16 protein-coding genes and 1 pseudogene are annotated in these 15405 nt (G+C 65.1%); 8 read left to right on the top strand and 9 right to left on the bottom strand.

The genetic code is table 11. The features are described from left to right. The 3 genes and pseudogenes from H6A15_RS10485 to H6A15_RS09095 all read left to right on the top strand — a co-directional run. Positions 1-162, top strand: a pseudogene (locus H6A15_RS10485) (IS30 family transposase); the annotation flags it as partial. Between the two features lie 84 nt (positions 163-246). Further along, on the top strand, positions 247-1533 hold the full coding sequence (locus H6A15_RS09100; protein WP_239462485.1) for an ATP-binding protein: 1287 nt from the start codon (positions 247-249) through the stop codon (positions 1531-1533). A gap of 217 nt (positions 1534-1750) precedes the next feature. After that, a complete protein-coding gene (locus tag H6A15_RS09095) occupies positions 1751-2059 on the top strand; it encodes an AAA family ATPase (protein ID WP_342635838.1) in 309 nt (102 codons plus the stop codon). Positions 2060-2105: 46 nt separating this feature from the next. Here the strand turns inward: H6A15_RS09095 and H6A15_RS09090 are convergent, their stop codons facing one another. Next, positions 2106-2474: an ACT domain-containing protein gene (locus H6A15_RS09090; RefSeq protein ID WP_204673439.1), complete on the bottom strand. Its 369-nt coding sequence runs from the start codon at positions 2472-2474 to the stop codon at positions 2106-2108. Positions 2475-2576: 102 nt separating this feature from the next. Then, positions 2577-3539, bottom strand: coding sequence for a DMT family transporter (locus tag H6A15_RS09085; RefSeq protein ID WP_204673438.1), 963 nt, complete (start codon positions 3537-3539; stop codon positions 2577-2579). A gap of 383 nt (positions 3540-3922) precedes the next feature. Between H6A15_RS09085 and H6A15_RS09080 the strand changes: the two genes are divergently transcribed. Next, a complete protein-coding gene (locus H6A15_RS09080; protein WP_204673437.1) occupies positions 3923-4444 on the top strand; it encodes a nitroreductase in 522 nt (173 codons plus the stop codon). A 371-nt stretch (positions 4445-4815) separates the two neighbouring features. On the opposite strand, the gene H6A15_RS10585 is transcribed toward H6A15_RS09080, so the two are convergent. Then, positions 4816-4941 (bottom strand): hypothetical protein, encoded by a 126-nt coding sequence (locus H6A15_RS10585; RefSeq protein WP_275060850.1) that lies wholly within the window; start codon positions 4939-4941, stop codon positions 4816-4818. Between the two features lie 158 nt (positions 4942-5099). On the opposite strand from H6A15_RS10585, the gene H6A15_RS09075 reads away from it, so the two are divergent. Then, entirely contained in the window at positions 5100-5348 is a 249-nt protein-coding gene (locus H6A15_RS09075) for a hypothetical protein (RefSeq protein WP_204673436.1), read from the top strand. A 133-nt stretch (positions 5349-5481) separates the two neighbouring features. Next, positions 5482-5961 (top strand): hypothetical protein, encoded by a 480-nt coding sequence (locus H6A15_RS09070; protein WP_204673435.1) that lies wholly within the window; start codon positions 5482-5484, stop codon positions 5959-5961. A gap of 88 nt (positions 5962-6049) precedes the next feature. Here the strand turns inward: H6A15_RS09070 and H6A15_RS09065 are convergent, their stop codons facing one another. The 6 genes from H6A15_RS09065 to H6A15_RS09040 form a co-directional block, all read right to left on the bottom strand. Then, positions 6050-6265, bottom strand: a complete 216-nt coding sequence (locus tag H6A15_RS09065) for a helix-turn-helix domain-containing protein (RefSeq protein WP_239462484.1) — start codon at positions 6263-6265, stop codon at positions 6050-6052. A gap of 213 nt (positions 6266-6478) precedes the next feature. Beyond that, entirely contained in the window at positions 6479-8377 is a 1899-nt protein-coding gene (locus H6A15_RS09060) for an oleate hydratase (RefSeq protein ID WP_204673434.1), read from the bottom strand. Positions 8378-8560: 183 nt separating this feature from the next. Then, positions 8561-9175: a TetR/AcrR family transcriptional regulator gene (locus H6A15_RS09055; protein ID WP_204673433.1), complete on the bottom strand. Its 615-nt coding sequence runs from the start codon at positions 9173-9175 to the stop codon at positions 8561-8563. Positions 9176-9552: 377 nt separating this feature from the next. Next, the gene (locus tag H6A15_RS09050; RefSeq protein WP_204673432.1) at positions 9553-10764 is read right to left on the bottom strand and encodes an ATP-binding protein; all 1212 of its coding nucleotides are present in this window, start codon (positions 10762-10764) and stop codon (positions 9553-9555) included. A 542-nt stretch (positions 10765-11306) separates the two neighbouring features. Continuing rightward, a complete protein-coding gene (locus H6A15_RS09045) occupies positions 11307-12419 on the bottom strand; it encodes a DUF1648 domain-containing protein (RefSeq protein ID WP_204673431.1) in 1113 nt (370 codons plus the stop codon). Between the two features lie 9 nt (positions 12420-12428). Continuing rightward, positions 12429-12806: a GntR family transcriptional regulator gene (locus tag H6A15_RS09040; protein WP_204673430.1), complete on the bottom strand. Its 378-nt coding sequence runs from the start codon at positions 12804-12806 to the stop codon at positions 12429-12431. A gap of 128 nt (positions 12807-12934) precedes the next feature. Between H6A15_RS09040 and H6A15_RS09035 the strand changes: the two genes are divergently transcribed. Together H6A15_RS09035 and H6A15_RS09030 are read left to right on the top strand one after the other, a co-directional pair. Then, positions 12935-13687 (top strand): ABC transporter ATP-binding protein, encoded by a 753-nt coding sequence (locus tag H6A15_RS09035; RefSeq protein ID WP_204673429.1) that lies wholly within the window; start codon positions 12935-12937, stop codon positions 13685-13687. A gap of 5 nt (positions 13688-13692) precedes the next feature. Then, entirely contained in the window at positions 13693-15360 is a 1668-nt protein-coding gene (locus tag H6A15_RS09030) for a hypothetical protein (RefSeq protein WP_204673428.1), read from the top strand. Positions 15361-15405: the final 45 nt, after the last annotated feature.

The following is a 15405-nucleotide window of genomic DNA, read 5'->3' as shown; positions in this document are numbered from 1 at the left end:
GGGCTGCTGCGCCAGTACTTCCCCAAGGGCTGCGACCTCGACGCCGTGAGCGACGAGGAGGTCGCGGCGGTGTATGATGACCTGAACCGCAGGCCGCGCGAGCGCCTGGGCTGGCGGACGCCCCACGAGGTCTACCACTCGGTGGTGTTGCACTTGCTTTGAAAAACTAAGGCCTTATTTTCGCCAAATCTTGCGAAAATAAGGCCGTAGCCATTTCAGGTGAGGGTCAGCGTGGAACGATTCCTCATGAACGAGCTCGTTGCCTGGAAGGACGGGCCCCGTCGCAAGCCGCTCATTCTCAACGGCGCGCTCCAGGTCGGCAAGACGTGGCTGCTCCGGGAGTTCGGCAGGACGCAGTTCGAGAACGTCGCGTACGTGAGCCTCGACGACAACCCGAGGATGTGCGAGCAGTTCGAGCTGGGCTACGACATCCCGCGCATCATCGCGGCCATCCAGTTCGAGACGGGGGAGGCGGTGTCAGAGGGCACTACGCTCATCGTCCTCGACGAGATCCAGGCGTGCCCCAAGGCGCTCACCTCCCTCAAGTACTTCTGCGAGGACGCGCCCGGGTACGCGGTGGCGGCAGCCGGCCCGCTTCTGGGCATCACCGTGCACGAGGGCAGCGGGTATCCCGTCGGGAAGGTGAATACGCTTGACCTTTATCCCCTTAGCTTTCGGGAGTTTCTTGTAGCAACGGGAAACCGGACGCTCTGCGACCTTGTCGACACGGGCGATGCCAGCCTTATTAACAGCTTCTCAAGCAAGCTCATTCCGCTCCTCCGCCAGTACTACTACGTCGGCGGCATGCCGGAGGCGGTGAGCGTCTTCCTTGAGCGAGGTCTCCTGGAGGACGCTCGCGAGGTGCAGCTCGAGATCCTCCGCGGCTACGAGCGCGACGTCTCGAAGCACCTCAGCAGGGCCGAGACCGAGTACACGCTCGCGGCGTGGCGGTCGATCCCGTTCCATCTCGGGAGGGAGAACAAGAAGTTCGTGTTCAGCCACATCGCCAAGGGGGCGCGGGCGAGAAACTACCAAGCCGGCATCACATGGCTCACGCAGGCCGGCATCACGACTCTCGTCCGCAGGATATCGAAGCCCGGAATCCCGCTCGCCCCCTACGCCGACGACACGGCGTTCAAGCTCTTCCTGGTGGATGTCGGCCTGCTGGGCGCTATGGCCGGGCTCGACAAGGAGGCGGTCATCGGGGGGAACGAAATCTTCGAGGAGTTCAAGGGCTCCCTCACCGAGCAGTACGTCTGCCAGCAGCTCGTTTCCGACTGCGGGCTCACGCCGTACTACTGGTCGGCCGAGAACTCCTCGGGTGAGATTGACTTCCTGGTGCAGAACGCGAACAGCGTCTATGCCATCGAGGTGAAGGCGAAGGAGAACCTGCGCGCTAAGAACCTCCGGGCGTTCAAGGGCGCTCATCCGAAAATAAGGTCCGTCCGCTTCAGCCTCTCGGGATACCGTGAGCAGGGTTGGATGAGGAACGTCCCGCTGTACGCGATGCCGAACATGGGGTTGTGGGGATAGGCCGAGCAATGTGATGGTCTGCGTGACTGTTTACGGGGAGGCGGCAATGGTCGTAGGGCCGGAGATGGGGCATGCAGTGATTTGAGCGGGACGTGTTTAGCGTGACAGCATTTTGAGCCGGGCGTCTCTGTGGCACAAGACACTTCTATTGAGAAGAAATGCCGCATACGGCAAAACTGCTCAATAGAACCGACTTGGAAACCAAGATGAGGTACGCGTGGAAATCGGGCATGACCAATACCTCAACAGACTCAACGGGCTTCTGTGCATGAGAAACGTCGACGTGTGCGTGACGGGGGGCAACTCGAAGCTCCTCTCGCATGACGTCATGACGGAGTTCCGGGGCCGCGGGGACGAGGTTCGAATACGGCCGTTGTCCTTCTCCGAGTTCATGCAGGGCTCCGGCGGCGACCGCTACCAGGGCTGGGCCGAGTACGCGGTGCGCGGAGGCATGCCGCTCGCTCGCGTGGCCCCGTATCAAAAAGGGCATCACGATATAGAGACACCCCCGTGTCCTCCTACGTGAGGAGCAGGCGCACCTCAAAGACGCTGCCCGGCAAAAGGCGGTGCCGTCACTCGACGATTTCGTATCCCGCGCGCCCGAGAATGTCCAGCGCCCTCTGGTAGCTCTCCTTCTTCACCAGAACGTAGTCGGTGTTATAGGTCGAGATGGCAAAAATCGAGATACCGTTCTCTGCCAGGATCTCCGCGATGCCGGTCAGTATCCCGATGAGCGAGAAGTCCAGCACCCCCTGGATGCGGAAGCCCTTCCACCCGTCGTCGCGCTCAATAACGTTTGGCGGGACATCGCTCGTGGCGCATACCAGGGAGTTCTCTTCATCCGTCTTGCCGATGAAGCAGTACTCTGCGCCAAGGTCTACCAGCGAGTAGTCCTTCACCTTGCATACCGAGAAATCCTGATCGAGCTTCCTCAGTTCCATGATGCCCGCCCCTGTCACATTCCGATTGAATAACCCCATTATCCTTGCTGACTGCTCCCTCCAGCTGGTCGCTCCGAATCCGCAGCCGTCTCATTGGCTTGGCTATACCGTCGGTCTCTGTGAGCGGGCTCCTCCCAGCGCGGGCACTTGCGCAAGGCACACGCCAGCGAGTATGACGGCCACGCCTAGCCACTCCACGGCGCCGAGGGGCTCGCCAAGCACGATCATGGCGATAAAGAGACCGGCGGGGAGCTCGGCGGCCGCCATGACGGTGGAGAGGCCGGCGGGCAGGTGCGGGGAGCCCAGGCCGAAGAGCAGCACCGGGCACATGAGGCCGAAGAATCCCGCTACGGCGGCAAAGGGCAGGATGCCCTGGAAGACGACGCCGGAGACGAGGTAGTTGGGACACACGGTGAGCGACATGATGCCCGCGCCGAGGCACACGATGACGCCTCGCTGCTCGTTGGAGCAGCCCACCTTGACCTTGCCGGAAAACGTGACGAACAGAGAGCAGGTCACAGCCGCTCCGAGGGCACAGACGAGGGCGACGGGGTCGTAGCCGGCGAGCCCTGTTTTATAGACGCCGCTTGCGAACACGGTGCCGAACACGATGACCGCGGCCGAGGCAATCTCGAGGGGCTTGGGCGCCCGCCGCGTTATGATGGTCTGCCAGATGAGTCCCATCCAGGTGAACTGGAACAGCAGCGTGAGCGCTACGGGTGCGGGGAGCACGCTCATGGCGTAGCAGTACAGGATCGAAGTGGTGCAGGTTAGGGCGCCAAGCCCCATGAGTTTGAGCGCCTGCGTGCCCGTAAGGCGAACCAAGCGCCCGCCGCGCGCCAGTTTCACAGCCGTTGCAAGTACGAAGAACAGGCAGCCGAACCACGCCTGGCTCGCCACCACCTGCGCGGAGGTAAAGCCTGCTGCGTAAGCAAGCTTGTACGTGGTTGCCATCGCGCCATAACAGGCGCCGCCGGCGAAGACCTGCAGCGCCGCAACCGTCCGCCGTCGTCCCGAGGACGGGGCGCTCGTGAGGGGAGCCTGTGGGTCAATCGCGTTTCTCATATCCTCTCCTTCCTCTGCCCGCTTTGCGCGGGATCGGTTTTACACGGTTCGAGCCGTCGGAAAGGAGATCATGCTGTCGGGTATTGCCGGCAAACAAAAACCACGCGACCGAAGCTCGGTTGCGTGGCAAAAAGGTGGCTTGCGCCCAGAAAAGTCCACACGTTTTTAGACGGACTAAATTGTCGAGGGTTCTTCGAAAATGTCAAGCAGGAATGGTCGGATCGCCCTCGGCTCTTGACAGCGCTGACGTCGAGGCCATAATGGGTCTCGAAAATCGCAGCGGATTTTTCCGGATACCGTCATCTTTTCGCCGCTCGCCTGCCTCTGGCAGACGGGCGGCCTTTCTATATAGACAGCACCAGCGGGAGAAAGGACATGACATCATGGCGAACGACCTTATCGACCTCATCAAGACGCGTCGCAGCGTGCGATCATACACGGCGGAGCCCGTGCCGGAGGAGCTGCTCGATCAGGTGCTCGAGGCGGGCACCTTCGCGCCCACCGGCGGCGGCCATCAGTCTCCGGTAATCGTGGCGGTGACCAACCCCGAGACCCGCGAGCGCCTGCGTCGGCTCAACGCCGCCGTCATGGGCAGGGACACCGACCCGTACTATGGCGCCCCGGTCATCGTGGTCGTGCTCGCCGACGGCGGACGCGGCACCTTCGTTGAGGACGGTTCCTGCGTGCTGGAGAACCTCATGCTCGCGGCGCACGCCCTGGGGCTCTCCAGCTGCTGGATCCACCGCGAGCGCGAGATCTTCGACGGCGCTGAGGGCAAGGCGCTCCTCAGGGAGTGGGGCCTGCCCGAGACGCTGCGCGGCGTGGGTGCGATCGCCTTGGGATACGCCGCTGGGCCCGAGGGCGCGGCCGCCCCGCGCAAGGACGGCTATGTTGTGCGCATCTAGCAGGTATCGGTCATGCCGGAGGCGCCTGCTCTCCTCGGGGGATGCAAGCTGCTCGGAAGCCGCCGACCGATAGAGGTGTTGAGTTCATTTTTGAGTTCAACTTGGGTGCCCTGAAATCACCTGATTCCGGTGAGAATGGGGAGACGACCGTTACATCATGTGGACGAGAGGCCATGGAAAGGAGCGATTTGATCGCGAGTGGGAATAGTTGAGGCTCTTCGCGAGGGAGGCCGAGAGCGGTCCCCCTCGTTTTTTCTCGTGTCTTTTCGTTCATGTCGTTGTTGTGATTTCGTGTGGTATTCGCAAGCCAATTGCCAGGTCTACCTGCAGAAATAATGGGTCTTGCCATGTTGCTTTCGGCATAGACGTTTCTAGTATGCGAGGCACGCGCTCGCCAGCGCGGCGCCGTCCAATCCCGAGAAGTTCGACCCGACGAGAGCCGTGACGATGGGCCCCGCTCCGATGCCGGAGGTCATCACCGCTGCAAGGGTTACCACCGCAGTCCCGCACTATGAATTGCGGCACTGTGCGGTAGATGAGGTGCTGCAATTAGTTGCCCTCCTCGTCGACCGCCTCTATCGTGCGAGACGCTGCGTCAGCGGTTTCGAAACTTTAATATTATGGTTGTTTCGAAACCGGTGAGATTGGAACTCGTATGCCTTGGGTCGAGCGCGCATCGTACCTCGAGCGACTCCGCTCCGTGGAGGGGGCAGGCGTCTACATTCAGGTGAGCGATAACGTAGACGCACCCGAGACGCTCGAGCGCGAGCTCGCTCCTCTGCGTGCGATACGAGATGCCTACCCCAAGGTTCTTATCGCGAGGACACGACACGACGACTACACGATTGACGGCATCAGGGTGCTCGATCTGGCCCGTTGGCTCATTGGGGAACAGGGATTCTAATACCGGGGGGCACCTCCTCGGGCGCTCCGTCGGGCCCGTCCCTGCGGCAGAAGGCCGAGCTGGACCCATGATAGAATGGACCCGCTTTGCCACCGCTGGCGAGCGTCAACATCTCAGGTTTGGAGGGGCGCATATGGACCACGATTTCTACGAGTGGGCGTCCGATGCCGAGCTGCGCGCGCCCGACGGTTTCTCAGAGATGGCGACTGCGGCGGGGGTTGCCGCCTCGGCCGCGGAGCGAAACGAGATGCTTGCCTACGCGCTCCGGACCTTCAGTCATGGCCACGCCCAGCTGCTCGGACGCATTCTCTCTGGTTATGAAAAGGCGAAGAGGCTGCAGATTCGCGGAATGATCGCCTATGCGGTGATTGCCGTGCTCGCCCTAGTTGCTATCTTGGCGCTTCCGCTTCCCATGGATACGGAGCTCAGGGTTATCGTCTGGCTCTCGTTTGCCGGGCTGCTCTTCATCCCCTTCATCCCCCTGTGGATCCTGCTCTGCAACCATGTCCTCGCGCCAGACTGGAATACCTATGCGACGTGGTATCGCCGTCGGGACCACAAGGGGCTTGGCTTCGAGGACCTCTATCGCGTCATGGGCATGACGCGCCCCTAAGGGCGGGGGTTGCCGGAACGCCCGAGCCGGACATGTTGGAGGCTGGATTTCACCAACGGTTTCGTTGTGAATCGGGCGCCAAGCGGGCCTAGGAAACGACGCGCTCGAGCGATGCCACCATCGTGAGCGAGAAGTATGCGGCGATGCGCGGCAGAAGGCTCATGTCCGGCAGGCTTTGCCCGAGCTCCCATTTGGACACGGCTGCCTTCGAGACGCCGAGATGCTCTGCCAGGGCTTCTTGGGTTATGCCGGCACGGCGCCGCTCTCGCGCGATGGTGCGTCCGATGTTGATCGTTTCGCGCATGGCTGTCCTTTCTTTGCGGTGAACGGATGGATGCCGGCTTTCGCTTCCAGTATGGAATCAAACTCCGGTGGAATCAAAGGAGCAGCGGTTGACTTTGAGCGCGACTGGTCAACCGGAACGCGACGTCCCCGCCGTGACCGCAGCAAGGACGTTGGCGGTCGCGGCGGGGCATATGTGGCGGCTGTTGCGGATCTTGACTTGCGGCGCCCGTCCCTACGGAATCGCCTCGAACTCCCTCAGGACCTTCTCGATGTCCGTCCCCTTGACCTTCTTGAGCGCCTCCTTGAGCGCGAACCGCTCGACGAGGCCGAGCCTCATGTCGGTGATCGACTTGCCGTCGCGCAGCTTCACGCTCGCCATGAGCAGGTCGCGCACGTCAAAGACGCTTCCCCATACCTCGGGCACGCCGCGGTCGACGTCGCAGAGCGTGTAGACGGCCTCCATGCCCGTGCGCATGGAGTACTCGGTGGTGAAGATGGTGTCGCGCGGTGTCTCGGCAAACTGGCCGATAAAGGCAAAGTTGACCGCGCCGTCGGGCACCACGTCGGGGCGGTCGCCCGCGGCCCGCGGCATGAAGAACGCCGTGATGTAGGGCATCATGACGGGCACCGTGTTGGCATGGTTCGCGGCGAGCTCGGCGATGCGTTCCTCAGGAACGCCCATGTGATAGAGCCACTCCTGGCAGATCTCCTCGCCGGTGCAGTCGCACATGGGCTTTTTCACGTAGTTGCCGGGCTCGTTAGGGAAGAGGCCGTACACCCACACGCAGAGCTCGTTTTTGGGCTGGTCGCGGAACTGCTGCTGGCGGTTGAGCGTCCAGCTTAGGAGCCAGTTTGAGTCGGTGCAGGTCACGATGCCGCCGGTGACCACGCGGCCGCTGAAGGGGTCGCGCTTGCAGATCGCCTGGATGTAGGGCGGGATCTCGCCGTCGAGGGTCGTCACCGTAGCGCTCATCCACTTGGTCTTCTCGGGGTTGCCGCAGAAGGTGTCGGGATGGCCGAAGCTGGGGTCCTGTTCCGCGATGCGGCGCCACATATCCCAGCCGCCGCCCGGGGCGAGCTCGGGCTTCCATGCGGCGGGCCTGTCCTGCGCGCCCATGGTGGAGTTTTCTACGCAGCCGCCGTTGGTGATGAAGACGAGGTCGTTCTCGGTGAGGTCGATGACCGTGGTCGCGCCGGCCTCGGCCCCGTCGCCTGCCGCCGTCCGGCTCAGCACGATGCGCGTCGCCACCTTCTTCGCGGGCGAGCTGTAGGGGTTGCGCGGGAAGGCCTCCTGCTGGATGCGCTGGATGGTGTCCTGACCGGTGCCGGTGCGCGGACGCACCGGGCCCGCGCCGCCTCCGATGGAGAACCTGACGTCCTCGACCTTCGTGTTGAAGTGGAACTGCACGCCTGCGGCCTTGAGGTACTCGACGAGGGGCAAGATCATCGACTCGTACTGGTTGTACCTGGTGAAGCGCAGGGCCGAGAAGTCCGGCAGCCCGGCGACGTGATGGATGTAGCGCTTGATGTAGAGCTTCATCTCGAGCGCGGAGTGCCAGTTCTCGAACGCGAACATGGTGCGCCAGTACATCCAGAAGTTTGAGGAGAGTACCTCGTCGTCAAAGAAGTCGGTGATGGGTCGGTCGTAGAGCTTCTCGTCGGGCGTGAAGAAGAGCTCCATGATCTCCATGGCCGCCCTGTCCGAGAGGCCAAACTTCCCGTCGCATCCCGCGTCCTGCCCGCGGTTCTTTGTCGCGCGGCAGAGCGAGTAGTTGGGGTCCTCCTTGTTGAGCCAGTAATACTCGTCCAAAACGGAGACCCCGGGGGTCTCGATGGAGGGGATGGAGCGGAAGAGGTCCCACATCACCTCGAAGTGGTTGTCCATCTCGCGACCGCCGCGCATGACGTAGCCAAGGCCGGGGATGTCGAGGCCGTCGCATGCGCCTCCCGCCACGTCGTCCTTCTCGAAGATGTGGATGTTCTTGCCCGGCATCTGGGCGTCGCGGACGAGGTAGCACGCCGCGGAGAGCGCAGCGAGGCCCGTGCCCACAATGTAGGCGCTCTTGTGATCGATGCCCGCGGGTTTCTTAGGACGAGCAAATGCTTCGTAGTTGCCGCTTGAATAGTACATGGCAGCACCTTTCTAACGTGCGCATCGGGCGTGTCCCGTGCGTCTCGTTCCATGGTGGAGCCGCGATGGGCGGCGCACCATAGACAGTGCCGTGCCTCTGTACGGTTTCTTATCAATGCGGCCGGATTGTACAGATGGGCGAGAAGGGCGGGTGAGAAGAGCGGGCGGAGTTCCCCGCGACCTCTAAGGCGCTGCGGGTCCCTCCGGCACGCTGCCCTCGCTCCCGGCGACGTAGCCGCCGGGGACCTCGAGTCGGTCGAGCGCGGTCTCGATGGCGCCGTCTGCGACGGTGGCCACCCGCTGCACCAGCTGCTGTGGGTCGTCACGCATGTCTCGGGCGATCCAGTCCAGCACCGTCCCGATGAGGGCGTGGGCGAAGAAGAGCGCGATGAAGTCCCTGTCCTGCTCGCGCACGTGCCTTCTCTCCGCGTGCTCGTCCACCACGCTTTTCACCAGGTCGCTCACCACGGGGACGAGAAAGCGTTCAACCTGTTCGCGGCTCATGTCGTGATAAATGCTCGCGATGAAGGGCTTGTTTTCGCGAAGGGAGAGAAACGTGTCAAGAAGGCCGGTCTGCCAGGTGCCCGCGGTCTTGTTGCCGGCTATGGCCCGCGCGGCGTCCTCCTCGCACGCCCATTCGACCAGGTCGTAGATGTCCTGGAAATGGTAGTAGAACGTCATGCGGCTGATGCCGCAGTCGCTCGTGATGTCGGCGATGGTGATCTTGCTCAGGGGCTTCTCGAGCAGGAGGCGCTTGAGCGACTCCTCGAGCGCGCGCTTGGTGAGCTGGCTTGGCATGGGCCCTCCCGGTGGTCGTTTCTCTCCGTATACCCGTGCGCGCAAGGGGATTCGCGGACAACGGTGGCGGCGCAAACGGAGCTGGCCGTATCGGATGGCGGACACGCTAGTTTGGGCAGGAATCCTAGAATCTAGAAGAGGCTCGTCTGAAATTGCTCCCCACGTACTGCGCGGGAGAAAAATGGGAATATGGCGTCGGCGTAAAGCTACTGTTGGTTTGATGCGGGCGCGGAACGGCTCTCTTCGGGTGCGGATGTCTGCCGCGCGTAGACCGACCGTGCGCTCAACTTCGCTCGCGTCTCAAGATTCACGAGTCTGCGCTGGTACACGTCTCGCACGAACGCTGCGGCGCTGCTGCCGGGGAGCGCCCTCCCAACTTATTCCAGCAGCCAATCAACGAGGCTGCGCTGCTCAATGCCGTTATGGTCCGTCGCGCCGATGCGGTCCAGGGTGAGCAACGTCTTGGGATAGGCGTCCCCCAGCAGCTCGAGCGGACGCAGCTCGCGACGCAGCGTCGCCTCGTCCAGTACGGACAGCGCGACCTGATAGTAATGCGGCTTGCCCTCTCGCTCGGCAACGAAGTCGATCTCCAGATCTCCCACACGCCCTACGCGTACCGTGTGATAGCGCCGCAGCAGCTCTAGATACACGACGTTTTCCACGCGATGTCCGAGGTCGCTTCCGTCGTGTCCGAGCAGCAGATGTCTGAAGCCAAGGTCGCCGAGGTAGTACTTGCCCCCCTGCTGCAACAGGCGCCGACCCTTGGCGTCATAGGGGTCGGCCTTGAAGATGAGGTAGCACTCCATGAGCGCGTTGAGGTACTCGCTGACGGTGGTTGGGGAGACTTTTGAGCCGTTGGCCGTCAGCGTGTCCGCGACCGTTTTGAGTGAGAAGCGATTCCCCACGTTATCGGCGAGAAAGGCGAGAAGCGCGCGCAGGACTGGCATGCTGATGCGGGGGTGCCGTGTCGCCACGTCTTTGACGAGGACGGTGTTGAGTACGCCGTCAAGGTACTCGGACACGTCCTCGGTAGGCAAGAGGGAGGCGTACGGCATGCCCCCCAGCGAGAGATAGCGGTTGAGCAGCTCGGTATCGTCCGCGCCGTCCGCAAAGGCGGCGCGGGCGCCACGATACTCCGCGAACGAGAGCGGCAGGAGTCGGAGCTCAACATAACGGCCGGTGAGCAGCGTGGCAAGCTCGCTCGAGAGCAGATCGGAGTTCGATCCGGTGACGTAGACGTCGCAGTCTTCGCGCGCGTACAGCGCGTCGACTGCTCGCTCAAAGCCCTTGACGCGCTGAGGCTCGTCGATAAACACGTAGCAGCTCGGGGCGCTGATGCGGGCGACGACGTAATCGTAGAGCTCCTGCGGCGTGGCGGGGGCGGCAAAGCCCAGGCGCTCAAGATCAACCGAGACGATTGACTCCTCGTTCACGCCGGATTCGACAAGGGCTCGCTGGGCCAGTTTGAGCGCGGTTGACTTACCGCAGCGTCTCAGGCCGGTCACCACTTTGATGACGTCACGGTCCTTCCAGCGGAGAAGCCATTCGGTTGCCTGGGGGCGCGGGACGATGACTGGCTGGTTTGTCATGAGCGAGTCCAATCTGTCCAACTAAATGGATAATCTAAGGAAACATCCCAATTCTATCCAATTATCTAGATGGATATCTGCAGATTGGCAAATCTATCCAACAAACTGGATATATTGGGGCCTAGAATCAGCCTTGCGGCACATCATGTATCACCTGCGCGCCGTGGCCGCGGAAGAACTCGTCCCTCATATGGCTGAAGATCTGCTCGGTCGCCCCGCTGTCCAGGCAGTCGCCCTTCCTCGACATGCTCTGAGTGAACCCGTTCTCAGCGAGTGTCCTGACGTGCGCCGCATGCTGGTGCTGCCAGCCCATGTCGTCGACCGCATTGGCTGCGACCCCGCGCGCTACGCCCGTGTGTCCGCCTCCCATGAGCCCATGCGCATCGACTGCGTGGCCCACGGGGAGTAGGCGGGCCATCTGAAGGCGAGGGGAGGGCTGCCTATCGGCGGTGTTTCATGGCGTGGGTTCGGCTCTGGGTTTCATGACGCTCGTCGCTGCCCCCTGCTTCTGGCTCGCGCTCAGGGCACGCTCGCTGCCCGCCCTACCTGAACAAGACCTCGACGAGCACGACGAACGCCGCGATCGCGGCAACGAGGAGGGCGGCGAGGCCCCATGACTTGGGGTTGCCCCAGTTCATGGCCCAGCCGATGCCGAAGCGCCGGGGCACCACGACGGATGGGTCCTCGCGGTTGACGTAGAAGAGGCCGAGGCGCCAGCGCTCGTCGTCGTCGTAGTCGAGCACGCTCGACGCCGTCATGCGCCGCAGGAGGCGTGACCCCGCCTGACCGTAGACGAGCGAGACGGCGAGGTTGGGGAGTATCGCGGCGATGATGATGACGATGAGCGCAACAAAGGATTGGTCCGAGGTGACGACGCCGGCGAAGGCGAGCGGCATGATCGCGATCGACACGGTTATCACGATGCCCGTGACGAGGAGCGTCGCGCTCTGGGCCCGGGCGAACATGCCGTAGGCGATGGCGGAGGCAACGGGATGCTCGGGCGAGGACGGCCTGCGGCTCCTCAGGATCTGCCAGTGCGACGCGGTGAGGCAGAGCGCCATGAACGCCTGGACGGCAGTCGGCATGGCGATGACCTGCCAGCCCTTGGCCATGTAGCCGTCGGCCACGCCCGCGGCGTCGAAGTGCACGGGCACGGGGTCGGGCATCGCGGGGTAGAGGGCGAGCGAGAGGGCGAGCGTTGCCAGGATCACGGGCAGATACAGGAGGTCCCAGGCGAGGGGGAGCGGACGGGGCGCGTTCGCCTCGGCCGCGCCGGCGACGGTGGAGAGCCGCGCGCTGCGCGTCCCCCATCCCTCCGAGCGCTTGATCGCCATCACGCGGGCGCGGAAGGCGAGCATGAGCAGGAAGCCCGCCGCCACCGGCGCGCACACGACCGCCGCCATTGCGAGCGGGTTCGCGGACCAGAGCGTCAAGGCGGCGACGGCGGACGCGGCCGAGACCGCGAGGGTGCAGGCGAGGTAGGCACGGCGCATGCGGCGGATGCGGGGGTCCGCCTGCGCGGTCTCGGGCACGCTCACCGCGAAGGCCTCACGCCCGCGGGTGAGCCAGGGCGTCGCAGCGATGAGGCAGCCGGAGAGGAGGGTGACGAGCGCCATTGACGCGCTGGTGACGAGCGATATGAGATCAGGGGACATGTTCGCTCCCTAGTCCAGATCCTGTGCGGCGCGCCCCGCGGCGGCGAGGAACGCCTCGCGCGTGCCGCCGCTCGCCTTGAACTCGGTGGCGAGCTTGGCGAGGGACGCCTCGAGGGCGGCCTCGCCCATGCCGGCGGCGGGGTCGGCCGGTGCGTCGGCAACGTAGGCGCCGCGCCGGCCGAGCATGATGACGTAGCCCTCGTCGCGCAGCGTCGCATAGGCCTTGTTGACGGTGTGCAGGTTGATGCCCAGGTCCTCGGCGAGCGAGCGCACGGAGGGCAGGGCGTCGCCGGGACGCAGCTCGCCGGCGGCGATGCCGGCTATGACCGAGTCGCGCAGCTGCAGGTAGAGCGGCGCGTCCGACAGCTTGTCGACCGTGATGACCATGGGGCTCCCGTTCCCGGAAATTGTTCTATGTGAACTATAGCAAATGGTCCACAAGAGTGGTAGTATGCCGCCAATTGTTATAGCTGACCTATAGCAGAGATAACAAACGTACGAATCAGGAGGCACCCATGAAGGCACCCGTCCTCGACGTGAGCCACTATCGGAAGGAGTACCGGGGCAAGGTGGCCGTGCGCGACCTCTCGCTCTCGGTCGCCCCCGGAGAGATATGCGGCTTCATCGGCCACAACGGCGCCGGCAAGACCACGCTCATCCGCTCGGTGGTGGGCGCGCAGCCGCCCACCTCAGGAGAGGTCCGCGTGTGCGGCACGGACGTCTGGCGCGAGCCCGTGGCCGCCAAGCGCCTCATGGCCTACGTGCCGGACAACCCCGACGTCTACGACTTCCTCACCGGCATACAGTACCTGGACCTGATCGCGGACGTCTTCGGCGTGGGCACGGAGGAGCGCTGGCGGCGCGCGGGCGAGCTCGCGGGGCGCCTGGAGCTCTCGGATGCGCTCGGCGACCCCGTCTCCGCATACTCCCACGGCATGCGCCAGAAGCTCGTGCTCACAGGCGCGCTCCTGCACGACCCGGCGCTCCTCGTGCTGGACGAGCCGTTCGTGGGCCTCGACCCCTCGGCCTCCCACGAGCTCAAGGCTATCCTGCGCGAGCGCGCCGACTCCGGCGGCGCGGTGTTCTTCTCGTCGCACGTTCTCGAGGTGGTGGAGAAGCTCTGCGACACCGTCGCCGTGATCCGCCGCGGCGAGCTCGTCGCCTCCGGCCCGACCGACGAGGTGCGCGGCTCGGCCTCGCTCGAGGACGTGTTCCTCGAGCTCGTGGACGAGAAGAACGACTTCGTCGTGGCGAGAAGGACGAGGTGATTGCGATGACTTCTCACTCTCGCGGGCGTGCCCTCGTCCCGCTGCTCTCGCTGCAGGCGCGTTCGCTCCTCTACGGCCTCGGCTTCCGGGGCGGGAGGGGCCGTGCGCGGCTGTTCGGCGCCGCGGCGCTCGTTGTCTTGCTTGCCGGCATGGCGGTGGCCAGCATGTGGTTGCTCGGGGGCAGCATGGTCGCCGTGGGCGCGGCCGGGGCGATTCCGGCGCTCGCCGCGCTTGCGGGCTCGCTCGCCGCGGTGGCGCTCGTGTTTGTCAAGGCACCGGGCACGGTCTTCGGCTGCCGCGACTACGACCTCGTGGCGGCGCTGCCCGTTCCCGTGCGAACGGTGGTGCTCGCGCGGACGGCCCCGCTCTACGGCTTCGGCGTCGCGCTCTCGGCGCTGCTGTCGGCGCCGCTGTACGCGGCGTACTTCACCTCTGCGCCCGCCTCTCCCGCCGCGGTCGCCACCGCTGCGGCCGTCTCCGTGCTGGCGCCGCTCGCGCCGGCGGCCGTGGCCACGCTCGTCTCGCTCGCCCTCACGTCGGTCGCCGTGAGGTTCCGGCACGCGGGCGCGGTCCAGCTCACCCTCTCGGCGCTGTTCGTCGTGGCCGTCGTCGCCGGGTCGCTCGCCCTCGGCCGAGCCTCGTCGGGGGTCGACGACGCGGTGGCCCTCGTGGTGATGGGCGACGTGGCGGGCGCGCTCTCAGCGGCCGTGACATCCGCCTACCCGCCGGCGGCTTGGGCGGCCGCTGCGGTCCGGGAGGGGTCCCTCGCGGGTCTTCTCGCCTTTGCTGCGCTTTCGCTTGCGCTCCCCGTGGTCGTGACGCTGGCCCTCGCGGCACGCTATCCGCACGCGAACGCCGTGGCGACCTCCGGACCCCGCCGCCGTGCGCGCCCCGCCGCAACCTCCCGCGGCGCCGTGACCCCGCTTCGCGCCCTCACGGTCAAGGAGCTTCGCCGCATCGGCTCCATGCCCTTCTACGCGCTGAACAGCTGCGCGGGGCTCATCCTCATGGTCGTGGCCGCGGGCGCGATCGCCCTCTTCGGCGCGGACGCGCTCCTCACTTCCGGGGTCGTCGACGGCGTGCAACTCGACGTCCAGGCTGTTGCGGCGATGCGCGCCCAAATCGACGCGGCGCTGCCGTGGGTCTTCGGGTTCTGCGGCGCTATGTCGCTCACGGCGGGACCCGCGGTCTCGCTCGAGGCGCGCGCGAGCTGGCTCATGCTCACGGCGCCGGTGGGCGCGGGGACGGTGCTCGGCTCCAAGCTCCTCGCCAACCTCGTGCTCGGCGGGGCGGCGGTTGCGGTCTCCGCCGTCGCATTGCTGGCGCGCGGCACCGCGCCGCTCCTGGTGCTTCAGTGCGTCGTGGCGGCCGTCGGGATGCTCACGGGCTTCGCCTCGGTCGCGCTCGCGATCGACGCCTCGCGGCCCAACCTCTCCTGGACCACGCCCGCCGAGGTCGTCAAGCGCGGCCTGCCCATGATGGTCGGGGCGCTCGGCGGGGCCCTCGCCTCGCTCGGCCTCGGATTCCTCTCGGTGACGGCTGCGGGCACCCTCGGGCCCGCGGCGTCGGTCGCGATCAACCTCGCCGCCCCCGCCGCCTGCGCGTTCGCCGGCCTGGCAGCCCTCCGCGCGGTCGCCCGCCGCGGTCTCCCGGGCCCCGGCTGGGGCGAGTGACGCCGAGGGCCGCCGCGAGAAGTCCCCACGGTGGCCCCTCCCCGG

Source organism: Enorma phocaeensis (assembly GCF_016901575.1).
Classification (GTDB): Bacteria; Actinomycetota; Coriobacteriia; order Coriobacteriales; family Coriobacteriaceae; genus Limicola; species Limicola phocaeensis_A.
This window is presented reverse-complemented; position numbering and strand designations above follow the sequence as displayed.

Bases quoted from the DNA above. Each gene is read 5' to 3' on its own strand.
- H6A15_RS09100 (WP_239462485.1), top strand. From the start codon at position 247: ATGAACGAGCTCGTTGCCTGGAAGGACGGGCCCCGTCGCAAGCCGCTC.
- H6A15_RS09090 (WP_204673439.1), bottom strand. From the start codon at position 2,474: ATGGAACTGAGGAAGCTCGATCAGGATTTCTCGGTATGCAAGGTGAAG.
- H6A15_RS09085 (WP_204673438.1), bottom strand. From the start codon at position 3,539: ATGAGAAACGCGATTGACCCACAGGCTCCCCTCACGAGCGCCCCGTCC.
- H6A15_RS09080 (WP_204673437.1), top strand. From the start codon at position 3,923: ATGGCGAACGACCTTATCGACCTCATCAAGACGCGTCGCAGCGTGCGA.
- H6A15_RS09075 (WP_204673436.1), top strand. From the start codon at position 5,100: ATGCCTTGGGTCGAGCGCGCATCGTACCTCGAGCGACTCCGCTCCGTG.
- H6A15_RS09070 (WP_204673435.1), top strand. From the start codon at position 5,482: ATGGACCACGATTTCTACGAGTGGGCGTCCGATGCCGAGCTGCGCGCG.
- H6A15_RS09065 (WP_239462484.1), bottom strand. From the start codon at position 6,265: ATGCGCGAAACGATCAACATCGGACGCACCATCGCGCGAGAGCGGCGC.
- H6A15_RS09060 (WP_204673434.1), bottom strand. From the start codon at position 8,377: ATGTACTATTCAAGCGGCAACTACGAAGCATTTGCTCGTCCTAAGAAA.
- H6A15_RS09055 (WP_204673433.1), bottom strand. From the start codon at position 9,175: ATGCCAAGCCAGCTCACCAAGCGCGCGCTCGAGGAGTCGCTCAAGCGC.
- H6A15_RS09050 (WP_204673432.1), bottom strand. From the start codon at position 10,764: ATGACAAACCAGCCAGTCATCGTCCCGCGCCCCCAGGCAACCGAATGG.
- H6A15_RS09045 (WP_204673431.1), bottom strand. From the start codon at position 12,419: ATGTCCCCTGATCTCATATCGCTCGTCACCAGCGCGTCAATGGCGCTC.
- H6A15_RS09040 (WP_204673430.1), bottom strand. From the start codon at position 12,806: ATGGTCATCACGGTCGACAAGCTGTCGGACGCGCCGCTCTACCTGCAG.
- H6A15_RS09035 (WP_204673429.1), top strand. From the start codon at position 12,935: ATGAAGGCACCCGTCCTCGACGTGAGCCACTATCGGAAGGAGTACCGG.
- H6A15_RS09030 (WP_204673428.1), top strand. From the start codon at position 13,693: ATGACTTCTCACTCTCGCGGGCGTGCCCTCGTCCCGCTGCTCTCGCTG.